Raw genomic sequence first — 19271 nt, 5'->3', positions numbered from 1 at the left:
CCCGATCCAGCGAGCCGACATGAGAAGACAGCTTCCGAAGCGCATGACCCTGGCGGGCGCCGTCACCGCCGCCTGCCTGAGCATGGGGCTTGCCGCCGCGCAGGACACGGCCGTGCGCGGCCGCATGCTCGATCACGCCAGCGCCGATGCGCGCGCCGTGGAAATCGACGGCGCACGCCGCCTGCCGCGCAGCAGCGAGCGCGAACTGCCCAAGGCCACCTTCGTGCTCGGCGATGCACGCGCACCCGAGTCTGCCGCCACACCCACGGCGACCGTCACATCCGTCGAGCGCAGCGACACCGGCACGCCGCACTTCGACTCCGGCGCCGACGGCCTGGCCCCGGCCGACCGCGCGCAGCTCGCGCGCATCGCCGACCAGGTCAAAGGCCGCGAAGGCCTGCGCTTCGAGATCGTCGGCCACACCGACACGCAGGGCCTGAGCGCCGCGTCGCGCGCGCGCTTTGCCGACAACCAGGCGCTGGGCCTGGCCCGCGCGCAGCAGGTGGGGCGCTACCTCACGCAGCGCCTGGGCCTGCCCGATGCGGCAGCCACCGCCACCTCGCGCGGCCCCGACGCGCCCGTGGCCACGCCCGCCGCCGACCCCGCCAACTGGTCCGCCAACCGGCGCGTGGAAGTGCGCGTGTACTGGCGCGATGCGCTCGTTGCCACTGCCGCGCCCACGCCCGCGCCGGTCGACCCCGGCGTGTGCCGCACCTTCACCGCCTTCGGCACCGACGACGCGCCGCTGCGCCTGAGCGTGGACGGCCAGCTGCTGTCCGCCGACGGCACGCTGCCCTCGGGTGAGGGCACCACCAGCGCCGACCGCCAGCGCTGCGTCGACGTGCAGCTCGAGCGCAACCAGCTGCGCCTGCAGTACGACAACCTCTCGCAGCCGCGCCGCCTCAGCGCCAGCGCCTGGCCCACCACCGTTGTGGCCGGCGACACGGTGCGCTTTGCCGGCTACAGCAACTACCTGCTGTTCACCGCTAAGGCCGAGCTGCGCGTGTACACCGCCAACGACGTGATGCAGCGCCGCCTGCTGGCCACCGTGCCGCTGGACGCCGGCCTGCGCGGCGAGTGGCAGGTGCCCCAAGCGCTCACGGAGCGCCTCGCCGAAGGCGCCACGGGCAAGCTGTACTACCGCGTGCGCGTGTACGACCGCCAGGGCCGCTTCGACGAAACCGACGACCTCTCGCTCACGCTGGCCCAGCGCCACAAGCCCGAGACCGGCGCGCCGGCCGACCCCGCGCGCGAGCTGCTGCGCGGCTACGGCAACAACAACATCGCCATTGCCAACATTCCGTTGAGCGCGGGCACCGTCACCGCCAGCGGCGCGGCCATTCGCCCCGGCGAGAGCGTGCGCGCGCTCGGCTTTGCGGTGCCGGTGGACGAGAGCGGGCGCTTCGTGTTCCAGCAGTTGGTGCCGCGCCGCGTGCAGACCGGCGAGATTGCCGTCACCGACACGCAGGGCGCCACGCGTGCCTACCGGCGCGACTTCGACCTGCCCGCGAGCGACTGGTTCTTCGTGGGCCAGGCCGACCTCACCGTGGGCAGCAACAGCGTGAGCGGGCCGGCCGCGATCATGACCAACGACAAGAACCGCTACGGCGGTGGCGGCTGGAGCGAAGGCCGCATCGCCGGCTACGCCAAGGGCCAGCTGAACGACCGCTGGACCCTCACGGCCAGCGTCGACACCGAAGAGCGCCCGCTGAACGAGCTGTTTCGCAACCTCGACCGCAAGGACCCGACCTCGCTGTTTCGCCGCTTCGACCCCGAGGATTCTTGGAGCACCTTCGGCGACGACTCCACCACCATCGAGGACGCGCCCACGCAGGGCCGCTTCTACCTGCGCGTGGACGACGGCCGCTCGCAGGCCATGTGGGGCAACTTCAAGCTCAACTTCGGCGACACCGAACTCACCCGCGTGAGCCGCGGCCTGTACGGCTTTCATGGCCGCTACCTGGGCGAAGAGTCGACCGCCTTCGGCGAGGCGCGCCTGAAGGTCGACGCCTTCGCGGCCGAGCCCGGCACGCTGGCTGCACGCGAGGAGTTCCGCGGCACCGGCGGCTCGCTGTACTACCTGCGCAACCAGGACATCACGCGCGGCGCCGAACGCGTGACGCTGGAGGTGCGCGACCGCGACTCGGGCTTCGTGCTCAAGCGCACGCCGCTGGTGCCCAGCTCCGACTACGAGATCGACTACCTGCAGGGCCGTGTGCTGCTGTCCGCGCCGCTGCCCAGCCTGTCGGACGACGGCGCGCTGGTGCGTGCCGGCGGCTTCACCGGCATGCCGACCTTTCTGGTGGTGGACTACGAGTACACGCCGCTGTCCAGCTCGCTCGACACGCTGGCCGTGGGCGGGCGCGTGGCGTGGTGGGCCAACGACCATGTGGGCGTGGGCGTAACCGCGTCGCGCCAAGACCAAGTGGGCGGCGACCAGCGCCTGGCCGGCGCCGACCTCACGCTGCGCAAGACCGAGAACACCTACGTCAAGGGCGAGTTCGCGCGCAGCAAGGGCCCGGGCACCAGCCAGCTCGACTCGCTGGACGGGGGCTTCAGCTTCACGGGCCGCAATGGGTCGCTGGGCAACACGGCCAGCAACTCGCTGGGCAACGGCCCCACGGGCAACGCCAGTGCCTGGCGCCTGGAAGGCCAGGCCGACCTGGGCGACTACGACATTCGCGGCGGCGGGCGTGTGAGCGCCTATGCGCAGTCGCGCGACGCGGGCTTCTCCGCGCCGGGCCAGTACGCGAGCAACGCCACGCGACAGGTCGGCGTGCAAGGCACCGTGCCCTTTGGGGAGAAGGGTGAGAACGGCGAGCTGCGCCTGAAGGCCGACCGCCGCGACGAGCGCGACGGCTACAACGCCAGCGTGCTCGACGCGCAGTACGCCGTGGCCCTGTCGCCAAGCTGGAAGCTCGGGCTGGGCATGCGCTACGACGACAAGACCGGCGACGCGCTCATCACCAGCCCGTCGCTGCCCACCACGCAGGCCGTGTCGGGCGAGCGCGCCGACGCGGCCGTGCAGCTCGACTACACCGGCAGCGACACCTGGAGCGCCTATGGCTTCGCGCAGAAGACCGTGCGGCGCACCGGCACGCGGCTGGAAAACGACCGCCTGGGCCTGGGCGGGCGCTACCGCGTGAGCGACAAGCTCGCGCTGCGCGGCGAGCTTTCCACCGGCGACGGCGGGCTGGCCGGCAAGGCCGGCGTCGACTACCAGTACGACGACCGCTCCAACCTGTACGTGACCTACGTGGCCGACACCGGGCGCACCGACGAAAACCTCATTGGCCGCGGCGGCAGCCTGGTGACCGGCGTGCGCTCGCGCGTGGGCGACGGCCTCACGCTGTTCACCGAGCACCGCCAGGCCACCGGCACGCAGCCGGGCCTCACGCATGCCTACGGCGTGCAGTACGCGCCCGACACGCGCTGGACCTTTGGCGTGAACTTCGAGAACGGCTGGATCGGCGCCGAAACGCTCGGCGCCACGCGCCGCGAGGCCGTGGCCTTCACCACCGGCTATTCGAGCGAGCGCGTGAAGTACAGCGGCGGCCTCGAATACCGCAAGGACCGCACCACCGCCGAAACCCGCACCAGCTGGCTGGCCAAGAACTCCTTCAGCTGGAAGGTGGACGACGACGCGCGCTGGGTCGGCAAGTTCAACTGGGCCGACAGCGACAGCACCACCGGCACGCTGGCCGCGGCCAAGTACACCGAAGCCATGCTCGGCTACGCGCTGCGCCCGGCCTTCAACGACCGGCTCAACCTGCTGTTCAAGTACACCTACCTGTACGACCTGTCGTCGCCGGGCCAGGTGGTGTCGGGCGGGGTCGACTCCAACCTGGGCACCGTCTCCACCACCGGCATCGACTACCAGCAACGCAGCCATGTGTTTGCCATCGATGCCACCTGGGACCTGAACGAGCGCTGGACGCTGGGCGGCAAGTACGCCTGGCGCCGCGGTGAACTGCGCGCGAGCCGCGACAGCAGCTCGCCGTGGTTCAAGAGCTCGGCCGAACTCGCGGTGCTGCGCGTCGACTGGAAGCTGGTGCGCAACTGGGACTGGATGGTGGAGTGGCGCTCGCTGCGCGCACGCGAACTGCAGGACCGCAAGAACGGGTTCGTCACCGCGGCGTACTACCACGTCAACGAGAACCTGAAGGTGGGCGTGGGCTACAACTTCACCGACTACTCGGACAACCTCACCGACATGAGCTACCGCAGCAAGGGGTGGTTTCTGAACGTGCTGGGCAAGTTCTGATGAGGGCCGTGTCCGTGGGGGGAGTGGGCGCGCGGGGAATGACCTCGCGTTTCACGGGCCGGCTGCGCCGTCAGGCCGTGGCGCGCCGTAGCGCCGCGCGCGCCAGCAGCCGCGTGGAGTCGAGCGTGGGCAGGGCCGAGTTGGCGTCGTTCAGCACCAGCGGCAGCTCGGTGCAGCCCAGGGCCACCGCGTCGCAGCCGCGCGCCTTGAGGCCTTCGATCATGCGTTGCAGCGCCGCCGTCGATTCGGGCCGCACCACGCCGCGCACCAGCTCGTCCATGATCAGGCGGCCGAGCTCCGCGCGCTCCGCCGGCGCGGGCCGCACGGCCGTGAGGCCCGCGGCCTCGAGCGCCCGCGGATAGACCTCGCTGTCGACCAGCCAGCGCGTGCCCAGCACGCCCACCTGTCTGAACCCGCGCGACGCGGCGTGCGCCGCCACCACCTCGGCAATGTGCAGCCACGGCAGCGGCGAGCGCGGCAGCACCAGGTGCAGCGCCTGGTGAATCGTGTTGTCGGGGCACACCAGAAAGTCGGCGCCGGCCGCGGCCAGCTTGCGCGCCGACGACAGCATCAACTGCGCAACGCCTTCCATGTCGCCGTGCTCCAGGCACGTGACGTAGTCGGCCAGCGAGTGCGTGTGCATCGACACCTCGGGGTGCGCGTGCGGGCCATGCCCGTCGCCCATGTGCGCGGCGCCTTCCACGCACAGCGTGCGATAGCAGAGCGCCGCGCCCTCGGCCGAGCAACCAACCACGCCGATGTGCAATGGCATCAGGTCTTCTCCAGAACAGTCAAATGAAGTGGGGGACAGTGCGGTGAATGGCCCAGACCCTGCCGGTCGGCATCAGAGCGCGAGCGCAGGTTGGAGCGCGGCGCGCGACTGCCATTCGGCCAGCCACGCTTCCACGCGATTCTTCACCGCGGCCAACGCCTGCGCGCGGTTGTGGCGCAGCCCGGGCAGCGTCAGGTGGCACATGGCCTGGCCCTCGCGGCGCACCAGCCCGGCGCCGCTGAACTCGCCCTGGGCATTGCGGCTCAGGCGCAGCTCGAAGGTCCATCCCGGCGGCAGCAGCGGGTTGCATTCGAGTCCGAAATCTGTGTCCAAGGGGGCCTTTGCAATGCGCAGAAGAAGGCGACCAGCATAGGTCTTGAATGCAGAACGGCGGCAGATAGATTTGCGCGGCGGCGATGGCATTTCTATCCATGCCCGCCGAAGCCGAACGCCGATGCCGAAATGCCGTGCCGCCGTGTGCTCAGCGCTTGCTCGACACCGCCAGCCCGGCGTCGCGCTCCAGCCGCAGCGTCATCAGCGTGGCCAGCGCCATCAGCGCACCCACCACATACCAGGCGTGGTGAAAGTCCACCAGCTGCACCGCCGGCGCATGGCGCAGCGCCTGCGACGCGCCGAGCACCATCGCGCCCAGTGCCACGCCCAGCGCCAGCGACACCTGCTGCAGCATCGTGCCCAGCGTGCTGGCGCTGGCGCGCGCGGCGTCGGGCACATCGGCAAAGGCCAGCGTGTTGATGGCGGTGTAGTTCATGGAGCGCGCCATGCCCGCCACGAACAGCAGCACGCACATGCCCGGCAGCGGGTCGCCCGGCACCAGCAGCCCGCAGGCGAACAGCGTGGCGGCGCAGATGGCGCCGTTCACCACCAGCACCTTGCGAAACCCGAAGCGGCGCAGCACCGCGGTGGTGGCGCTCTTCATCACCAGGTTGCCGCCCATGTACACCAGCAGCATGGAGCCGGCCTGGAACGCCGTCATGCCAAAGCCGATCTGGAACATCAGCGGCAGCAGGAACGGCGAGGCGTTGATGGCCACGCGCGAGACAAAGCCCGCCGTGGCGGTGGCAATGGCATAGGTGGGCACCGCCAGCGCGCGCAGGTCGAGCAGGGGCGCCGCCGCACGCCGTGCATGGCGCACCGCGGCCAGGGCGGCCGCGGCGCCGATGCCCAGCAGGCCCAGCGTGGTGGCCGACGCGGGGTGCGCGCCGCCCAGCCGCGTGAGGCCCTCCACCAGCGCGGCCAGCGCCACGGCCGTGAGCACAAAGCCCAGGGTGTCGAAGCGCGTGGGCGCCACGTCGGTGCGGCGCGGAAACAGCCGCAGCACCAGCAGCAGCCCCACCAGGCCCAGCGGCACGTTGAGCAAAAAGATCCAGCGCCACGACGCGTGCGTGGCAATCAGCCCGCCCAGCGGCGGCCCGAGCACCGGCGCAATGAGGCCCGGCCAGGTGATGGTGCCGATGGCCTCGATGAGCCGGTGCCTGGGCGTTTCGCGCAGCACCACCAGCCGGCCCACCGGCGACATGAATGCCGCCGCCGCGCCCTGCAGCACGCGCGCCGCCACGAACAGGCCGAAGCTGGGCGCCAGCCCGCACAGCAGCGAGGCCACGGTGAAGGTGCCCACCGCCAGCGCAAACACCCGCCGCGCGCCGAAGCGCCCGGCGCACCAGCCGGCCGCGGGCACCAGCGCGGCCATGGCAATCAGGTAGACCGTCACGCCCAGGCTGGCGTCCAGCGTGCCGATGCCGAAGCCCGCGCCAATGGCCGGCAGCGCGGTGACGATCACCGTGGCGTCCAGCGTTTCCATGAAGAAGGCGGCCGCCACGGTGAGCGCGATGCGCCGCGAGGTGGCTTCCTTGTGGGCTTCCTTGTTGGCTTCGTTGCCGGTGTCGGTGGCCGCTGCGGGCCCGGCGTTGTCGTTCATGCGCGAAGTCTGCCACCGCTTTGTTAGCTAGGGTTTCCCCCAGCATGCCGGTCCGGCGGATCGGACGGCCCCCGCCCGCGCCATCCGGGCGGTCGGCGGGCCCGCGGGCGCGTTGCCGTGCGGGGCCCAATGAAATCAACCACTTAGCGCGCGCGCCGGGGGTGCGGCAGCGTGGCATGTCGATTGCAAAGTCTTCCGACCGGCCGCCGTCTTGCTGCGGACCCGGGCCGCAGCCAGAACCAGCGCCAGCAGACCAGGAGACACACACCAATGAGCACCGCCATGGAACACCCGAAACCACCTCAACCCTTCTACAAGTCCTTGTACTTCCAGGTCATCACGGCCATCGTGCTGGGCGTGATGCTCGGGCACTTCTGGCCCGACACCGGCGCCGCCATGAAGCCGCTGGGCGACGGCTTCATCAAGCTGATCAAGATGATCATTGCGCCCATCATCTTCTGCACGGTGGTGGTGGGCATCGCCGGCATGGAAGACATGAAGAAGGTCGGCAAGACCGGTGGCCTGGCGCTGCTGTATTTCGAGGTGGTCAGCAGCATCGCGCTGGTGGTGGGCCTGGTGATCATCAACCTCGTGCGGCCCGGCGCCGGCATGAACGTGGACGTGAGCCAGCTCGACACCAAGGGCATTGCCGCCTTCACCGGCCCCGGCAAGATGCAGAGCACCACCGACTTCGTGCTCAACATCATTCCCAGCACGCTGGTGGACGCCTTCGCCAAGGGCGAGATATTGCAGGTGCTGCTGATCGCGGTGATGTTCGGCTTTGCGCTGCACCGCTTCGGCGGGCGCGGCACGCTGGTGTTCGACATGATCGAGAAGGGCTCGCACGTGCTCTTCGTGATCGTGGGCTACATCATGAAGCTGGCACCCATCGGCGCCTTCGGTGCCATGGCCTTCACCATCGGCAAGTACGGCGTGAGCTCGCTGCTGCAGCTGGGCCAGCTGATGGCCACCTTCTACCTGACCTGCCTGCTGTTCATCTTCGTGGTGCTGGGGGGCATTGCGCGCTTTCACGGCTTCAGCATCTGGAAGTTCATCAAGTACATCAAGGAAGAGCTGCTGATCGTGCTGGGCACCTCGTCCAGCGAGTCGGTGCTGCCGCGCATGATGGCCAAGCTGGAGAACCTGGGCGCGAAGAAGTCGGTGGTGGGCCTGGTGGTGCCCACTGGCTACTCGTTCAACCTGGACGGCACCTCGATCTACCTGACGATGGCGGCCGTGTTCATTGCGCAGGCCACCAACACCGACATGACGCTCACCCAGCAGCTCACGCTGCTGGGCGTGCTGCTGCTCACCTCCAAGGGCGCGGCGGGCGTCACGGGCAGCGGGTTCATCGTGCTGGCGGCCACGCTGTCGGCGGTGGGCCATGTGCCGGTGGCGGGGCTGGCGCTCATTCTGGGCATCGACCGTTTCATGTCGGAAGCGCGCGCGCTGACCAACCTGATCGGCAACGGCGTGGCCACCCTGGTGGTGGCCAAGTGGACCGGCGACCTGGACACCGTGCGCATGCACCAGCACCTGAACCAGGAAACGGTGGTGCAGGCCGACGAGCCCGAGCGCGTGCTCGACGCCACCGACGTGCACATGCCGGCCGGCGCCCCCCGCCGCACTTGAGCCAAGCCTGAGCCAAGCCTGAGGCGCCCCCCGCGGGGGGGCGCCCCGGGGTCATCGGGCAGCCACCGATGCGGGCGGTGCGCCCTTGTGCAATAACGCTCCCATGAATTCAAGGGAGCCGGTTCGCCGTTTCGATCTGCCGCCGGACGCGCCCAAGGGGTGGCGGGGCCTGCCGCGCTGGTGCGGCGCGCTGGCCCTGGTGGGCATTGCCGCCATTGCGGCTTTCGCGGGCCACCAGCTCGCCATGCAGAACGGCCTGGCCCGCCTGCGCGAGGCCGCCGAGCACCGGCTGGACATGCTCGCCACCGGCCTGGACGCCGACCTGGCCCGCTTCGACTACCTGCCCGCGCTGCTGGAGATGACGCCCATCGTGCCGGCGCTGCTGGGCACGCCCTCCGACACGCAGCTGCGCGACGCCGTCAACCGCTACCTGGACGGCGTGAACGCCACGGCGGGCGCCGAAATGCTCTACGTGCTCGACGCCGCCGGCACCTCGCTGGCCGCCTCCGACTGGGACAAGCCCGGCACCACGCTGGGCCAGGACCTGTCGTTTCGCCCCTACGTGATCGACGCGCTGGGGCAGGGCCGGGGGCGCTTCTACGGCGTGGGCATCACCAGCAAGCGGCCGGGCTACTACCTCTCCTACGCGCTGCGCCGCGGCCAGCCGCAGCGCGGCGTGGTGGCGGTGAAGGTCAACCTGGAGGAGGCCGAGCGCGCCTGGCGCAAGCTGCCGGGCGACGTGGCGCTGATCGACCCGCGCGGCGTGGTGATTCTGTCCACCCGCGAAGACCTGAAGTTTCGTCCGCTGCTGCCGCTGGACGCCGCGCAGCGCGCCGAGGTGCTGCGCTCACGCCCCTACGGCGAGGCGCCCCTGCAGCCGCTGCGCTGGACGCAGAAAGAAGCGCTCGACCGCGACGTGCAGGTGATCTCGCTCGACGGGCGCGACCAGCTCGCCTCGGCCCGCACCCTGCGCGGCGCGCCGTGGCAGCTGGTGGTGCTGGACGACCTGGCGCCGGTGCGCGTGGCCGCGCGCAACGCGGCCCTCACCGCCACGCTGGCCATGACGGTGCTGCTGCTGCTGGCCGTCGCGCTGTGGCAGCGCCGCCGCGCGGTGCGCCAGAAGCTGGCCAACCAAGCCGCGCTGCAGGCCGCGCACGACACGCTGGAGTCGACCGTGGTGGCGCGCACCGCGCAGCTGCGCGCCGCCCAGGGCGAGCTGGTGCACACCGGCAAGATGGCCGCGCTGGGCCAGATGTCGGCCGGCGTGGTGCACGAGCTCAACCAGCCGCTCACGGCCATGCGCACGCTGTCTGAAAGCGCCGGCATCCTGCTCGACCGCAACCGGCTGGACGACGTGCGCGGCAACCTGGAGCGCATCCGCAACATGGTCGACCGGCTGGCGCGCCTCACCTCGCAGCTGAAGACCTTCGCCCACAAGAGCGATCTGCCGCTGGTGCCGCTGCTGCTGTCGCAGGCCATTGCCGACGCGCAGATGATCGTGGCCGAGCCCCTGAAGAAGCAGCGCGTGAGCCTGGTGCTCGACGTGCAGCCCGCCACGCTCAGCGTGATGGCCGAAGAGGCCGCGCTGGGCAGCGTGCTGGTCAACCTGATGCGCAACGCCATCGACGCCATGCAGGACGCACCGGTGCGCACGCTGTGCCTGCAGGCCCGCCCGAAGGACGGCCGCGTGGTGCTGAGCGTGACCGACACCGGCCCGGGCATTCACCCCGACATCCTGCCGCGGCTGTTCGAGCCCTTCGTGACCCGCAAGCCCGCGGGGTCGGGCCTGGGCCTGGGGCTCGTCATCTCGGCACAATTGGTGCGCGCCATGGACGGCACGCTGCGCGCGACCAACCTGGCAACCGGCGGGGCCTGCTTTGTGGTGGACCTGCCCGCGGCCATCGCCGTGATCCACAGCCCGCCCCCTCTTGCTGATTCCTCCGATGCCTCCGATTTCTCCCCTTTCCCTTTTTCAACAGGAGTGACCCCCCCGTGAGCGAAGCCCCCGCCATCCGGGTGATGCTGGTCGAGGACGACGAAGACGTCCGCGTCAGCACCACCCAGGTGCTGACCCTGGCCGGTTTCGAGGTCGATGCCTTTCCCAGCGTCGAACGCGCCCGCCCGCACATTGGCTTCGGCGTGCCCGCCATCGTCATCAGCGACGTGCGCCTGCCCGGCATGAGCGGCGCCGAATGGCTGCTGGAGCTGCAGCAGGCCGACCCCGCGCTGCCCGTGATTCTGGTCACCGGCCATGGCCACATCGCCATGGCCGTGCAGGCCATGCGCGAGGGCGCCTACGACTTCATCGAAAAGCCCTTCAGCTCAGAGCGGCTGGTGGCCATCGTGCGCCACGCCATCGAGCGCCGGGCGCTCACGCTGCAGGTGCGCGCGCTGCGCGACGCGCTGGAAAACTGGCAGGGCATTCAGTCGGTGCTGATCGGGCGCTCGGCGCAAATGCAGCAGGTGCGCCAGACCGTGAAAACGCTGGCCGAAACCTCGGCCGACGTGCTGGTGTACGGCGAAACCGGCACCGGCAAGGAACTGGTGGCGCGCTGCCTGCACGACCACAGCGCACGGCGCCGCCAGCACTTCGTGCCGCTCAACTGCGGCGGCCTGCCCGAGGCGCTGGCCGAGAGCGAGCTGTTCGGCCACGAGGCCGGCGCCTTCACCGGCGCCACCCGCGTGCGCGTGGGCAAGTTCGAGTACGCCAGCGGCGGCACGCTGTTTCTGGACGAGATCGAGAGCATGCCCATGGCCGTGCAGATCAAGCTGCTGCGCGCGCTGCAGGAGCGCAGCATCGAGCGCATCGGCTCCAACAAGACCATTCCCTTCGACTGCCGCGTGGTGGCCGCCAGCAAGGACGACCTGAAGGACATGAGCGACCGCAAGCAGTTCAGGGCCGACCTGTACTACCGGCTGGGCGTGGCCTTCATCGAGCTGCCACCGCTGCGCGAGCGGCGCGAGGACATTCCGCTGCTGTTCGAGCACTTCACTCTGCAGGCCGCCACCCGCTACGAGCGCGCCGCGCCGCTGCTGAGCAACGCGCAGCTGGCCGACCTGATGGCCTATGCCTGGCCCGGCAACGTGCGCGAACTGCGCAACGTGGCCGACCGCTTCGTGCTGGGGCTGCTGGGCGAGCGCCTCACGCAGGCGCGCGGCGGTGCCGGCGCCAGCGCCGACGGCGTGCTGGCGGCGGCGCTGCCGCGCGGCCTGCCGCAGCAGGTGGAGGCCTTCGAGCGCGCGGTGATCGTGGAAGAGCTGCGCCGCCAGCGCGGCGACCAGCCGGCCACCGCCGTGGCGCTGGGCATTGCCCGCCAGACGCTGCACGACAAGGTGCGCAAGCTGGGCGTGGCGGTCGACGAATTCAAGTAGCGGGCTTGAATGCCCTGAATGCCCGGCCTAGCGCAGCAGCAGCTTCATCATTCGCGCGAAGGTCTTGCCGTAGGGCGGGCGGAACAGGCCCACGCCGTTGAAGGCCGACTGCTGAAAGATGGGCTTCATCTGCGAGAAGGTCTCGAAGCCGTATTCACCGTGGTACGCCCCCATGCCGCTCGCACCGACACCGCCGAAGGGCAGGTCGTCCTGCGCGACGTGCATCAGGGTTTCGTTGATCGACACGCCGCCGCTCACCGTTTCCTGCATCACGCGCGCGATGGTGGCGCGGTCTTTCTCGAACAGGTAGAGCGCCAGCGGGCGCGGGTGCGCGTTGACATAGGCGATGGCCTCGTCGATGTTCTTGTACGTCAGCACCGGCAACAGCGGGCCGAAGATTTCTTCCTGCATCACGCGCATGCCGTCGTGCACGCCGCTCAGCAGCACGGGCGCGAAGCAGCGCGTGGCGGCGTCGGGCGGGGTGTTAGACAGCGGCAGCGCCGTGGCGCCCTGCTGCTGCGCCAGCGCCGACAGCTCCTGCAGCCGGTCGAAATGGCGCGCGCTCACGATGCTGGTGTAGTCGGCGTTGCCTTCCAGGCGCGGGTACATCGCGGAGAACACGCGGCGCGCCGTGTCGGCAAAGCGCTGCTGCTGGCCTTCGGGCAGCAGCACGTAGTCGGGCGCGATGCAGGTCTGGCCCGCATTGAGCGTCTTGCCGACCAGAATGCGCTCCACGGCTTTGTCGAAGTTGGCGCCGGGCCCGATGATCGCGGGCGACTTGCCGCCCAGCTCCAGCGTCACCGGCGTGAGGTTCTCGCTGGCCGCGCGCATCACCTGGTGGCCGACGGCGGTGGAGCCGGTGAACAGCAGGTGGTCGAAGGGCAGGGCGCAGAAGGCGCGCGCGATTTCTGCATTGCCGTTGACCACCACGATCTCGTCTTGCGCAAAGGCCTTGCCCACCAGCGACGCGAACAGCGCGGCAAAGCGCGGCGTGAACTCCGACTGCTTCAGCATCACGCGGTTGCCCGCGGCCAGCGCGGCGGTCAGCGGCCCCACCGCCAGGTACAGCGGGTAGTTCCACGGCACCACGATGCCCACCACGCCCAGCGGCTGCGGCATGAGGCGCGAGGACGCGGGCTTGAACCACAGGCCGGTGGTGCGGCGCCGCACGCGCATCCAGCGCTTGCCGTGGCGCAGCGCATGGTCGATGCCTTCGAGCGAGGGGAACAGCTCGGCGAGCTCGGTCTCCTGCACGGCGCGGTTGTGAAAGTCGGCGCTGATGGCCGCTGCCATGGCCGCGCGGTGCTGCAGCAGCAGCGCGCGCAGGCGCTTCAGGCGGTCGGCGCGCTCGGGCCAGGGCGGTGTTTGTGCGCGCAGGCTGGCCGCGCGCAGGGTGTCGAAGCTGTGTCGCAGGGCGGGCGGCGTGGGGGCTTCGTCCGCCATGGGGTCAGCTCGCGGTGCCTGGTGCGCTCGCTGCGCCTGGTGGCGTGGGCTCCACCGGCAGCGCGCGCTTGTGGGCGCTCTTGCGGTGCGTCGCCACGATGATCTCGCGCGCCCGGGCCGACACCGGCTTGCCTTCCAGAAAGTCGTCGATCTGCGCATAGGTGACGCCGAACGCGTCTTCGTCGGGCTTGCCCGGCACCAGCGATTCGAGGTCGGCCGTGGGCACCTTGTAGACCAGCGCGTCGGGCGCGCCCAGCAGTTGCGCCACCGCGCGCACGCGGCGCTTGTTCAGCCCGGTGAGCGGCGTGATGTCGGCCGCGCCGTCGCCGAACTTGGTGAAGAAGCCCATCAGTGCCTCGGCCGCATGGTCGGTGCCGATGACGATGCCGTCATGCGCGCCCGCCACCGCAAACTGCGCCACCATGCGCTCGCGCGCCTTGATGTTGCCGAGCACGAAGTCTTCATGCGCCGCGTCGCGAAACTTCAGCTCGCCGGCCTTCAGCGCGGCCAGCATGCCGTCGGCCGCGGGGCGAATGTCCACGGTGATGGTGCGGTCGGGCTTGATGACGGCCAGCGAGGCCTGCGCCTCGGCCTCGTCCTTCTGCACGCCGTAGGGCAGGCGCATGGCGATGAAGGTGGCGCCGTGGCCCTGCGCGCGCAGTTGCTCGACGGCGCGCTGCGCAAGGCAGCCGGCGGTCAGCGAATCGACACCGCCGCTGATGCCCAGCACCAGCGTCTTCAGGCCGGTCTGCTTCAGGTAGCTGGCGAGAAAGTCGATGCGGCGCGCCAGCTCCGTTGCGGCATCGAACACGGGCGCCACATGCAGAGCCGCGATGATGTCGCGTTGCGTGTCGTCGGCGGGGGTCAGGTCTTCGCTCATGGTGTGCAACGGCGTGAGGATGAGTGGAATCAGAAATCGACGAGGCTCAGGCCGATGCTGAGCACCGTGCGCTTGCGGTTGTAGTCGACCAGCGTGTCGCCGTAGCCCGAGAACAGCTGCGTGTGGAAGCGCAGGTTGCTCTTGGTCGGGTCACCGATGGCCTTGAGCCATTCGAGGCGAATGGAGCCGCGGCCGCTGTCGCGCAGGTTGTTGCGCACCGTGATGCCGAACTGGTTGTCGCGGTTGAAGTTCCAGCGGCCGGTGAGTTCGGCGCGGCCGATGTAGTCGGCAATGTCGGGGTTGTCGTCCTTGGCGGCGTTCTCGGAAATGCGCTTCCAGATGCGCCCGGTGATGGTGAAGCGGTCGTCCAGTTCGGCGCCGCCCATCAGGTACACGCGGTTCCAGCTGCGCGACAGCGGCAGGCTCTGGCCGTTGGACTGGTGCACGATGCCCAGCCCGGTGTAGCGCCAGCGCCAGCCGCCGGGCAGCTTGAAGTCGGTCGGGTAGACATACATCAGCTCGGGCTCGTGGTCGGTGGTGCGAAACGGCCGCGAGATGGCGCCGTTGAACAGCTGCCAGGTCGACTGCTGGCTGTAGGCGAACCACAGCGAGTCTTTCTTGGTCGGGTCGTTCTGCGTGAGCAGGCCCTGCGCGAGCTTGGTGCGCACCGACAGGCCGATGCGCATCTCGTTGGCCTGGTAGGCCACCGGGGTGCCGGTGTGGTCGGCCGAGGGCGAGGTGGGTGTCTCGGGTTTCTTGGTGGCGGCCGAGACCGACACGTTCAGCGGGCGGTAGCCGCGAAAGCCGAAGGTGCCGCAGTCGGTGGCGTTCTCCAGCTCCCAGAAGCGCGAGAGCGTGGAGTACTGGCGGTCGCGGCAGCCCTCGGTGGTGGCCACCGAGACCACGCGCGTGGCGGGAATGGAGGCGTCCACCGGCGGTTGCGTGGCGGCCAGCACCGGCGGCGCCACGGGCACCGACACCGAGGGCAGCGTCTGCTGCTGCGCCCAGCGGTCGAAGCAGGCCAGGCGGGCCTCGTTGTTGGCGCCCAGCGCACTGCACTGCTGCCAGGTGAGCTGCGCGTCGGCCAGCGGGCTGGCGGGCTTGTCCACGGCCTGCGCATGCGCCACGGCCGCGCCGCCCAGGCAGGCGGCCAGGGCCGCGAGCCGGGCCGGCTTGAAATGGAATCGTTGGGGTTTCATGGCTTTCCTTGCGGGGCGGCGGTCTTGGTGAGCACGAACGGGTGGGTGCTGTCGTCGGCGGCGTTGCGCCAGGTGCCCCGGAATTCACGGCCGCACGAGCGGGCCTGCAGCTTGCCCGACCAGACGCCGCTGATGGCGCGGCCGTCCTGCGATTCGTCGATGGAGAGCGCGCCTTCGTCGTCCACGTCGCCGGCGAGTTGCGCCACCGTGGACCTGGCGGGGTTGTTCGGGTTGCGCGTGATGGTGCCGCGCACGCCGTCGTAGTCGGGGTGCTTGCCCAGTTGCACGGCGGCCACGGCGGGCAGGCCGTCGAAGCGGGCCTCCCAGCGGCCGTAAAGCGAGGGCAGGGGCAGCTCGCGCGCGTCGGTGGGGCAGTCGGGGTTGCCGCGGCCGATGGCGCAGCCCGCGAGGGCGAAGGTGGCGAGCAGAGCGCCCCCACGCAGCACGGTGGCCGCATTGGCAAAAAACTTTTTCATAGCGTGGCGGCCGCTTTGGCAGCGCTCTCCTGGGCCTTGCGCGCGAACTCCGCGCGCAGCGCCTTGAGCTTTTCGCGCGGGTCTTCCTTGATGGTTTCCTTGTTCAGGCCCATCTCGGCAATGAAGCGGCTTGGAATGCAGGGCACCATCTCGCGGCCCTGCTTGCGCTTCTTGGTCCAGCTCACGGCCAGGCTGCGCTGGGCGCGGGTGATGCCCACGTACATCAGGCGGCGCTCTTCCTGCAGGCGCTGCTGCGTTTCTTCGCTCACCACCTGCTGGCGGCCGCTGTCGTCGTCGAGCTTGAAGGGCAGCAGGCCCTCGGTCACGCCGATGAGCATCACGTGCGGCCATTCGAGGCCCTTGGAGGCGTGCAGGGTCGACAGCGTCACCACGTCCTGGTCTTGCTGGCGCTCGCTGATGGTGGAGAGCAGCGAGATGGTCTGCGCCACCTCGAGCAGGCTCTTGCGCTCGGTCTCTATGTTGCTGTCGGCGCCCGAGGTGTCGTCCAGCGTGCCGCCGGCGCGCTGCGACATCCAGTCGACGAAGTCGAGCACGTTGGTCCAGCGCGATGCCGCGGCGGCCTCGCTGTCTTCGCCGTCGTACAAGTGCTTTTCGTAGTCGATTTCCTTCAGCCATTCGAGCATGAAGGCGCGCGAGTCTTCGGCACCCATGGTGCGGCGCGCGCGGTATTCCAGGTCGTTGATGTAGCGGCCGAATTCGTGAATGCCTTCCAGCGTGCGCTTGGGCATCACGCTGGGCAGCGACGGGCTGAACAGCGCCTCGAACAGGCTCAGCTTGTACTGGCTTGCAAAGGTGCCCAGGCTGGCCAGCGTGGTGTGGCCGATGCCGCGCTTGGGCGTGGTGATGGCGCGCAGGAAAGCCGGGTCGTCGTCGTTGTTGACCCACAGGCGGAACCAACCGCACAGGTCCTTGATTTCGGCGCGGTCGAAGAAGCTCTGGCCGCCCGACACCTTGTACGGAATCTGCGCCTTGCGCAGCGCCTGCTCGAAAACGCGCGCCTGGTGGTTGGCGCGGTACAAAATTGCGAAGTCGCGAAACTCCTTGTGCTGCTTGCCCTGCGTGATGGCGTCGCCCGCGCGGATGCTCACGATGCGCGCCACGGCGCGCTCTGCCTCGTGCACCTCGCTGTCGGCGTCCACGATGCGCACCGGCTCGCCTTCGCCCAGTTCGGAGAACAGCGTCTTGGGAAACAGCTTGGGGTTGGGGCCGATCACGTTGTTGGCCGCGCGCAGGATGGCGCTGGTGGAGCGGTAGTTCTGCTCCAGCTTGATGACCTTGAGCTGCGGGTAGTCGACCGGCAGCTTGCGCAGGTTGTCCAGCGTGGCGCCGCGCCAGCCGTAGATCGACTGGTCGTCGTCGCCCACCGCGGTGAACTGGCCGGTTTCGCCGGCCAGCGCTTTCAGCACGTCGTACTGGGTGGCGTTGGTGTCCTGGTATTCGTCCACCAGGATGTGGCCCAGCGCGGCCTGCCACTTGGCGCGCACTTCCGGAAATTCATAGAGCAGCTTCAGCGGCATGCCGATCAGGTCGTCGAAGTCCACGCTCTGGTAGGCCTGCAGGCGCTCTTCGTAGCGGCCCATGATCTTGGCGGTGATGCGCTCGTTGTCGTCCGCCGCGGCGGCCTCGGCCTGGGCCGCGTTCAGGCCCATGTTCTTCCACTTGCTGATGGTCCACTGCCAGATGCGGGCGGTGGCCGCGTCGGTGGTTCCGCCGGCGTCTTTCAGGATCTTGGTGACGTCGTCGCTGTCCAGAATGCTGAAGGCCTTCTTCAGGCCGAGCACCGCGCCGTCTTCGCGCATCATGCGCACGCCCAGCGCGTGAAAGGTGCACACCACCACCTTGCGCGCGTCCTTGCCGATGAGGTCCTTGGCGCGCTCGCGCATTTCAGCGGCCGCCTTGTTGGTGAAGGTGATGGCCGCGATGCGCTGCGGCGCCATGCCGGCCTGAATGAGGCGGCCGATCTTGTGCGTGATCACCCGCGTCTTGCCGGAGCCTGCGCCTGCGAGCACCAGACAGGGACCGTGCAGGTAATTGACAGCTTCCTGCTGCGCGAGATTGAGACCGTGGGACATGGGTGGGGGAGGGGGAACCGGAAAGCGCCGCACGCGGGGCGTGAGCGCAAAAGCGGGCAATGATACGGGGGAGGGCCTGCACAGGGTTGTAGGCGGGACACGTCGTCGGGCACTCTGCGGCGCTGCTGCAACGCAACGACAATCGCCCGGTGCTGCCTGTCTTCCTTGTTACTTTCCCTTTCTTCGCGTTAATCGCGGCCGGCTATGCCGCCGCCCGCGCGCGCATCCTGCCGCTGGACGCGATTCCCGGCCTCAACAGCTTCGTGCTGTATTTCGCTTTGCCGTGCATGCTGCTGCGGTTTGGCGCGGGCACGCCCATCGGGCAACTGCTGGACGGCAGCGTGGCGCTCGTGTGGGGCGTGTGCGCGCTGGCGGTGGTGGCGGGCGTGGTGGTGTTCACCCGCAATGCGCGCATCGGCTGGAACGACGCGGCCTTCGGCGCGCTGGTGGCGGCGTTTCCCAACACCGGCTTCATGGGCGTGCCGCTGCTGGTGGCGCTGCTGGGCGCGCAGGCGGCGGGGCCGATGATCATTACCATCGCGTTCGACCTGGTGGTGACTTCGTCGCTGTGCATTGCGCTGTCGCGGCTGGACGGCGCCCTGGGCCCGGACGGCTCGGCGCGGCAGGGCGCCACGCTGGCCGCGCGCAAGGCCTTGCGCGGCATTCTGGTCAACCCGATGCCGTGGTCCATCTTGCTGGGCGTGCTGCTGTCGGCCGCGCGCTGGCCGCTGCCGGGGCCGCTGGAGCGCACCGTGGCCATGCTGGCCGACGCGGCCTCGCCGGTGGCGCTGTTCACCATTGGCGCGGTGCTGGCGCGCTCGGCGCTGCTGGCGCGCGAGCACGGTGCCAGCGAGGCGGTGGCGCAGGCCATGGGCACCACAAGCCTGATGAAGGCCGCACGAAAGGCACCGTGGGCCGACGTGCTGCCCGTGGTGGCGGTCAAGCTGCTGGTGCACCCGCTGCTGGTGTGGGGCCTGGGGCTGGGCGCCATGGCGCTGGGGCTGCCGCTGGCGCAGCCGGCGCTGGTGGTGATCGTGCTGGTGGCTGCGTTGCCCAGCGCAAGCAATGTGTCGATGCTGGCCGAACGCTTCGGTGCGGACAACGGGCGCATCGCCCGCATCATTCTGTGGACGACGGTGGTGGCCTTCTTCAGCTTTCCGCTGGCGGTCGGGCTGCTGAACAGACCCTAGGGCGTGAGCACGCC

13 protein-coding genes are annotated in these 19271 nt (G+C 69.7%); 5 read left to right on the top strand and 8 right to left on the bottom strand.

Annotated elements, in window-relative coordinates; translation table 11 throughout:
- The first annotated feature begins 19 nt into the window (after positions 1–19).
- Positions 20–4264 (top strand): OmpA family protein, encoded by a 4245-nt coding sequence (locus VLK31_RS24150; protein ID WP_409170999.1) that lies wholly within the window; start codon positions 20–22, stop codon positions 4262–4264.
- A 70-nt stretch (positions 4265–4334) separates the two neighbouring features.
- Here the strand turns inward: VLK31_RS24150 and VLK31_RS24145 are convergent, their stop codons facing one another.
- The 3 genes from VLK31_RS24145 to VLK31_RS24135 form a co-directional block, all read right to left on the bottom strand.
- Complete coding sequence (locus VLK31_RS24145; protein ID WP_409170998.1) at positions 4335–5036, bottom strand: aspartate/glutamate racemase family protein; 702 nt, start codon at positions 5034–5036, stop codon at positions 4335–4337.
- Between the two features lie 72 nt (positions 5037–5108).
- The gene (locus VLK31_RS24140; protein ID WP_409170997.1) at positions 5109–5369 is read right to left on the bottom strand and encodes a hypothetical protein; all 261 of its coding nucleotides are present in this window, start codon (positions 5367–5369) and stop codon (positions 5109–5111) included.
- 148 nt (positions 5370–5517) lie between these two features.
- Entirely contained in the window at positions 5518–6972 is a 1455-nt protein-coding gene (locus VLK31_RS24135) for an MFS transporter (protein ID WP_409170996.1), read from the bottom strand.
- A 270-nt stretch (positions 6973–7242) separates the two neighbouring features.
- Between VLK31_RS24135 and VLK31_RS24130 the strand changes: the two genes are divergently transcribed.
- The 3 genes from VLK31_RS24130 to VLK31_RS24120 all read left to right on the top strand — a co-directional run bounded on the left by VLK31_RS24130 (position 7243) and on the right by VLK31_RS24120 (position 11976).
- Complete coding sequence (locus tag VLK31_RS24130) at positions 7243–8604, top strand: dicarboxylate/amino acid:cation symporter (protein ID WP_409170995.1); 1362 nt, start codon at positions 7243–7245, stop codon at positions 8602–8604.
- A gap of 103 nt (positions 8605–8707) precedes the next feature.
- Positions 8708–10600, top strand: coding sequence for an ATP-binding protein (locus VLK31_RS24125; protein ID WP_409170994.1), 1893 nt, complete (start codon positions 8708–8710; stop codon positions 10598–10600).
- Positions 10597–11976, top strand: coding sequence for a sigma-54-dependent transcriptional regulator (locus tag VLK31_RS24120; RefSeq protein WP_409170993.1), 1380 nt, complete (start codon positions 10597–10599; stop codon positions 11974–11976). Before VLK31_RS24125 ends, VLK31_RS24120 begins: the two co-directional genes overlap by 4 nt.
- A gap of 27 nt (positions 11977–12003) precedes the next feature.
- On the opposite strand, the gene VLK31_RS24115 is transcribed toward VLK31_RS24120, so the two are convergent.
- The 5 genes from VLK31_RS24115 to VLK31_RS24095 are packed head-to-tail and all read right to left on the bottom strand — an operon-like array spanning position 12004 to position 18067.
- A complete protein-coding gene (locus tag VLK31_RS24115) occupies positions 12004–13419 on the bottom strand; it encodes a coniferyl aldehyde dehydrogenase (protein WP_409170992.1) in 1416 nt (471 codons plus the stop codon).
- A gap of 4 nt (positions 13420–13423) precedes the next feature.
- Positions 13424–14299, bottom strand: coding sequence for an ammonia-dependent NAD(+) synthetase (nadE, locus tag VLK31_RS24110; RefSeq protein WP_409170991.1), 876 nt, complete (start codon positions 14297–14299; stop codon positions 13424–13426).
- A gap of 29 nt (positions 14300–14328) precedes the next feature.
- On the bottom strand, positions 14329–15498 hold the full coding sequence (locus tag VLK31_RS24105) for a phospholipase A (RefSeq protein WP_409170990.1): 1170 nt from the start codon (positions 15496–15498) through the stop codon (positions 14329–14331).
- Entirely contained in the window at positions 15495–15974 is a 480-nt protein-coding gene (locus tag VLK31_RS24100; RefSeq protein WP_409170989.1) for a hypothetical protein, read from the bottom strand. The genes VLK31_RS24105 and VLK31_RS24100 overlap by 4 nt, the downstream gene beginning before the upstream one ends.
- The gene (locus VLK31_RS24095) at positions 15971–18067 is read right to left on the bottom strand and encodes an ATP-dependent helicase (protein ID WP_409170988.1); all 2097 of its coding nucleotides are present in this window, start codon (positions 18065–18067) and stop codon (positions 15971–15973) included. Before VLK31_RS24095 ends, VLK31_RS24100 begins: the two co-directional genes overlap by 4 nt.
- Before the next feature lie 149 nt (positions 18068–18216).
- Between VLK31_RS24095 and VLK31_RS24090 the strand changes: the two genes are divergently transcribed.
- Positions 18217–19257 carry an AEC family transporter gene (locus VLK31_RS24090; RefSeq protein ID WP_409170987.1) on the top strand — a complete coding sequence of 347 codons (1041 nt, stop codon included), beginning with the start codon at positions 18217–18219 and terminating at the stop codon, positions 19255–19257.
- The last annotated feature ends 14 nt before the right edge of the window (positions 19258–19271 follow it).

The organism is Variovorax sp. H27-G14 (assembly GCF_046156345.1).
Lineage (GTDB): Bacteria > Pseudomonadota > Gammaproteobacteria > Burkholderiales > Burkholderiaceae_C > Variovorax.
Note: the sequence above shows the minus strand (reverse complement) of the source record. Positions and strands in the feature narration are given on the sequence as shown.

Bases quoted from the DNA above. Each gene is read 5' to 3' on its own strand.
- nadE (WP_409170991.1), bottom strand. From the start codon at position 14,299: ATGAGCGAAGACCTGACCCCCGCCGACGACACGCAACGCGACATCATC.
- VLK31_RS24145 (WP_409170998.1), bottom strand. From the start codon at position 5,036: ATGCCATTGCACATCGGCGTGGTTGGTTGCTCGGCCGAGGGCGCGGCG.
- VLK31_RS24100 (WP_409170989.1), bottom strand. From the start codon at position 15,974: ATGAAAAAGTTTTTTGCCAATGCGGCCACCGTGCTGCGTGGGGGCGCT.
- VLK31_RS24115 (WP_409170992.1), bottom strand. From the start codon at position 13,419: ATGGCGGACGAAGCCCCCACGCCGCCCGCCCTGCGACACAGCTTCGAC.
- VLK31_RS24125 (WP_409170994.1), top strand. From the start codon at position 8,708: ATGAATTCAAGGGAGCCGGTTCGCCGTTTCGATCTGCCGCCGGACGCG.
- VLK31_RS24095 (WP_409170988.1), bottom strand. From the start codon at position 18,067: ATGTCCCACGGTCTCAATCTCGCGCAGCAGGAAGCTGTCAATTACCTG.
- VLK31_RS24130 (WP_409170995.1), top strand. From the start codon at position 7,243: ATGAGCACCGCCATGGAACACCCGAAACCACCTCAACCCTTCTACAAG.
- VLK31_RS24105 (WP_409170990.1), bottom strand. From the start codon at position 15,498: ATGAAACCCCAACGATTCCATTTCAAGCCGGCCCGGCTCGCGGCCCTG.
- VLK31_RS24135 (WP_409170996.1), bottom strand. From the start codon at position 6,972: ATGAACGACAACGCCGGGCCCGCAGCGGCCACCGACACCGGCAACGAA.
- VLK31_RS24150 (WP_409170999.1), top strand. From the start codon at position 20: ATGAGAAGACAGCTTCCGAAGCGCATGACCCTGGCGGGCGCCGTCACC.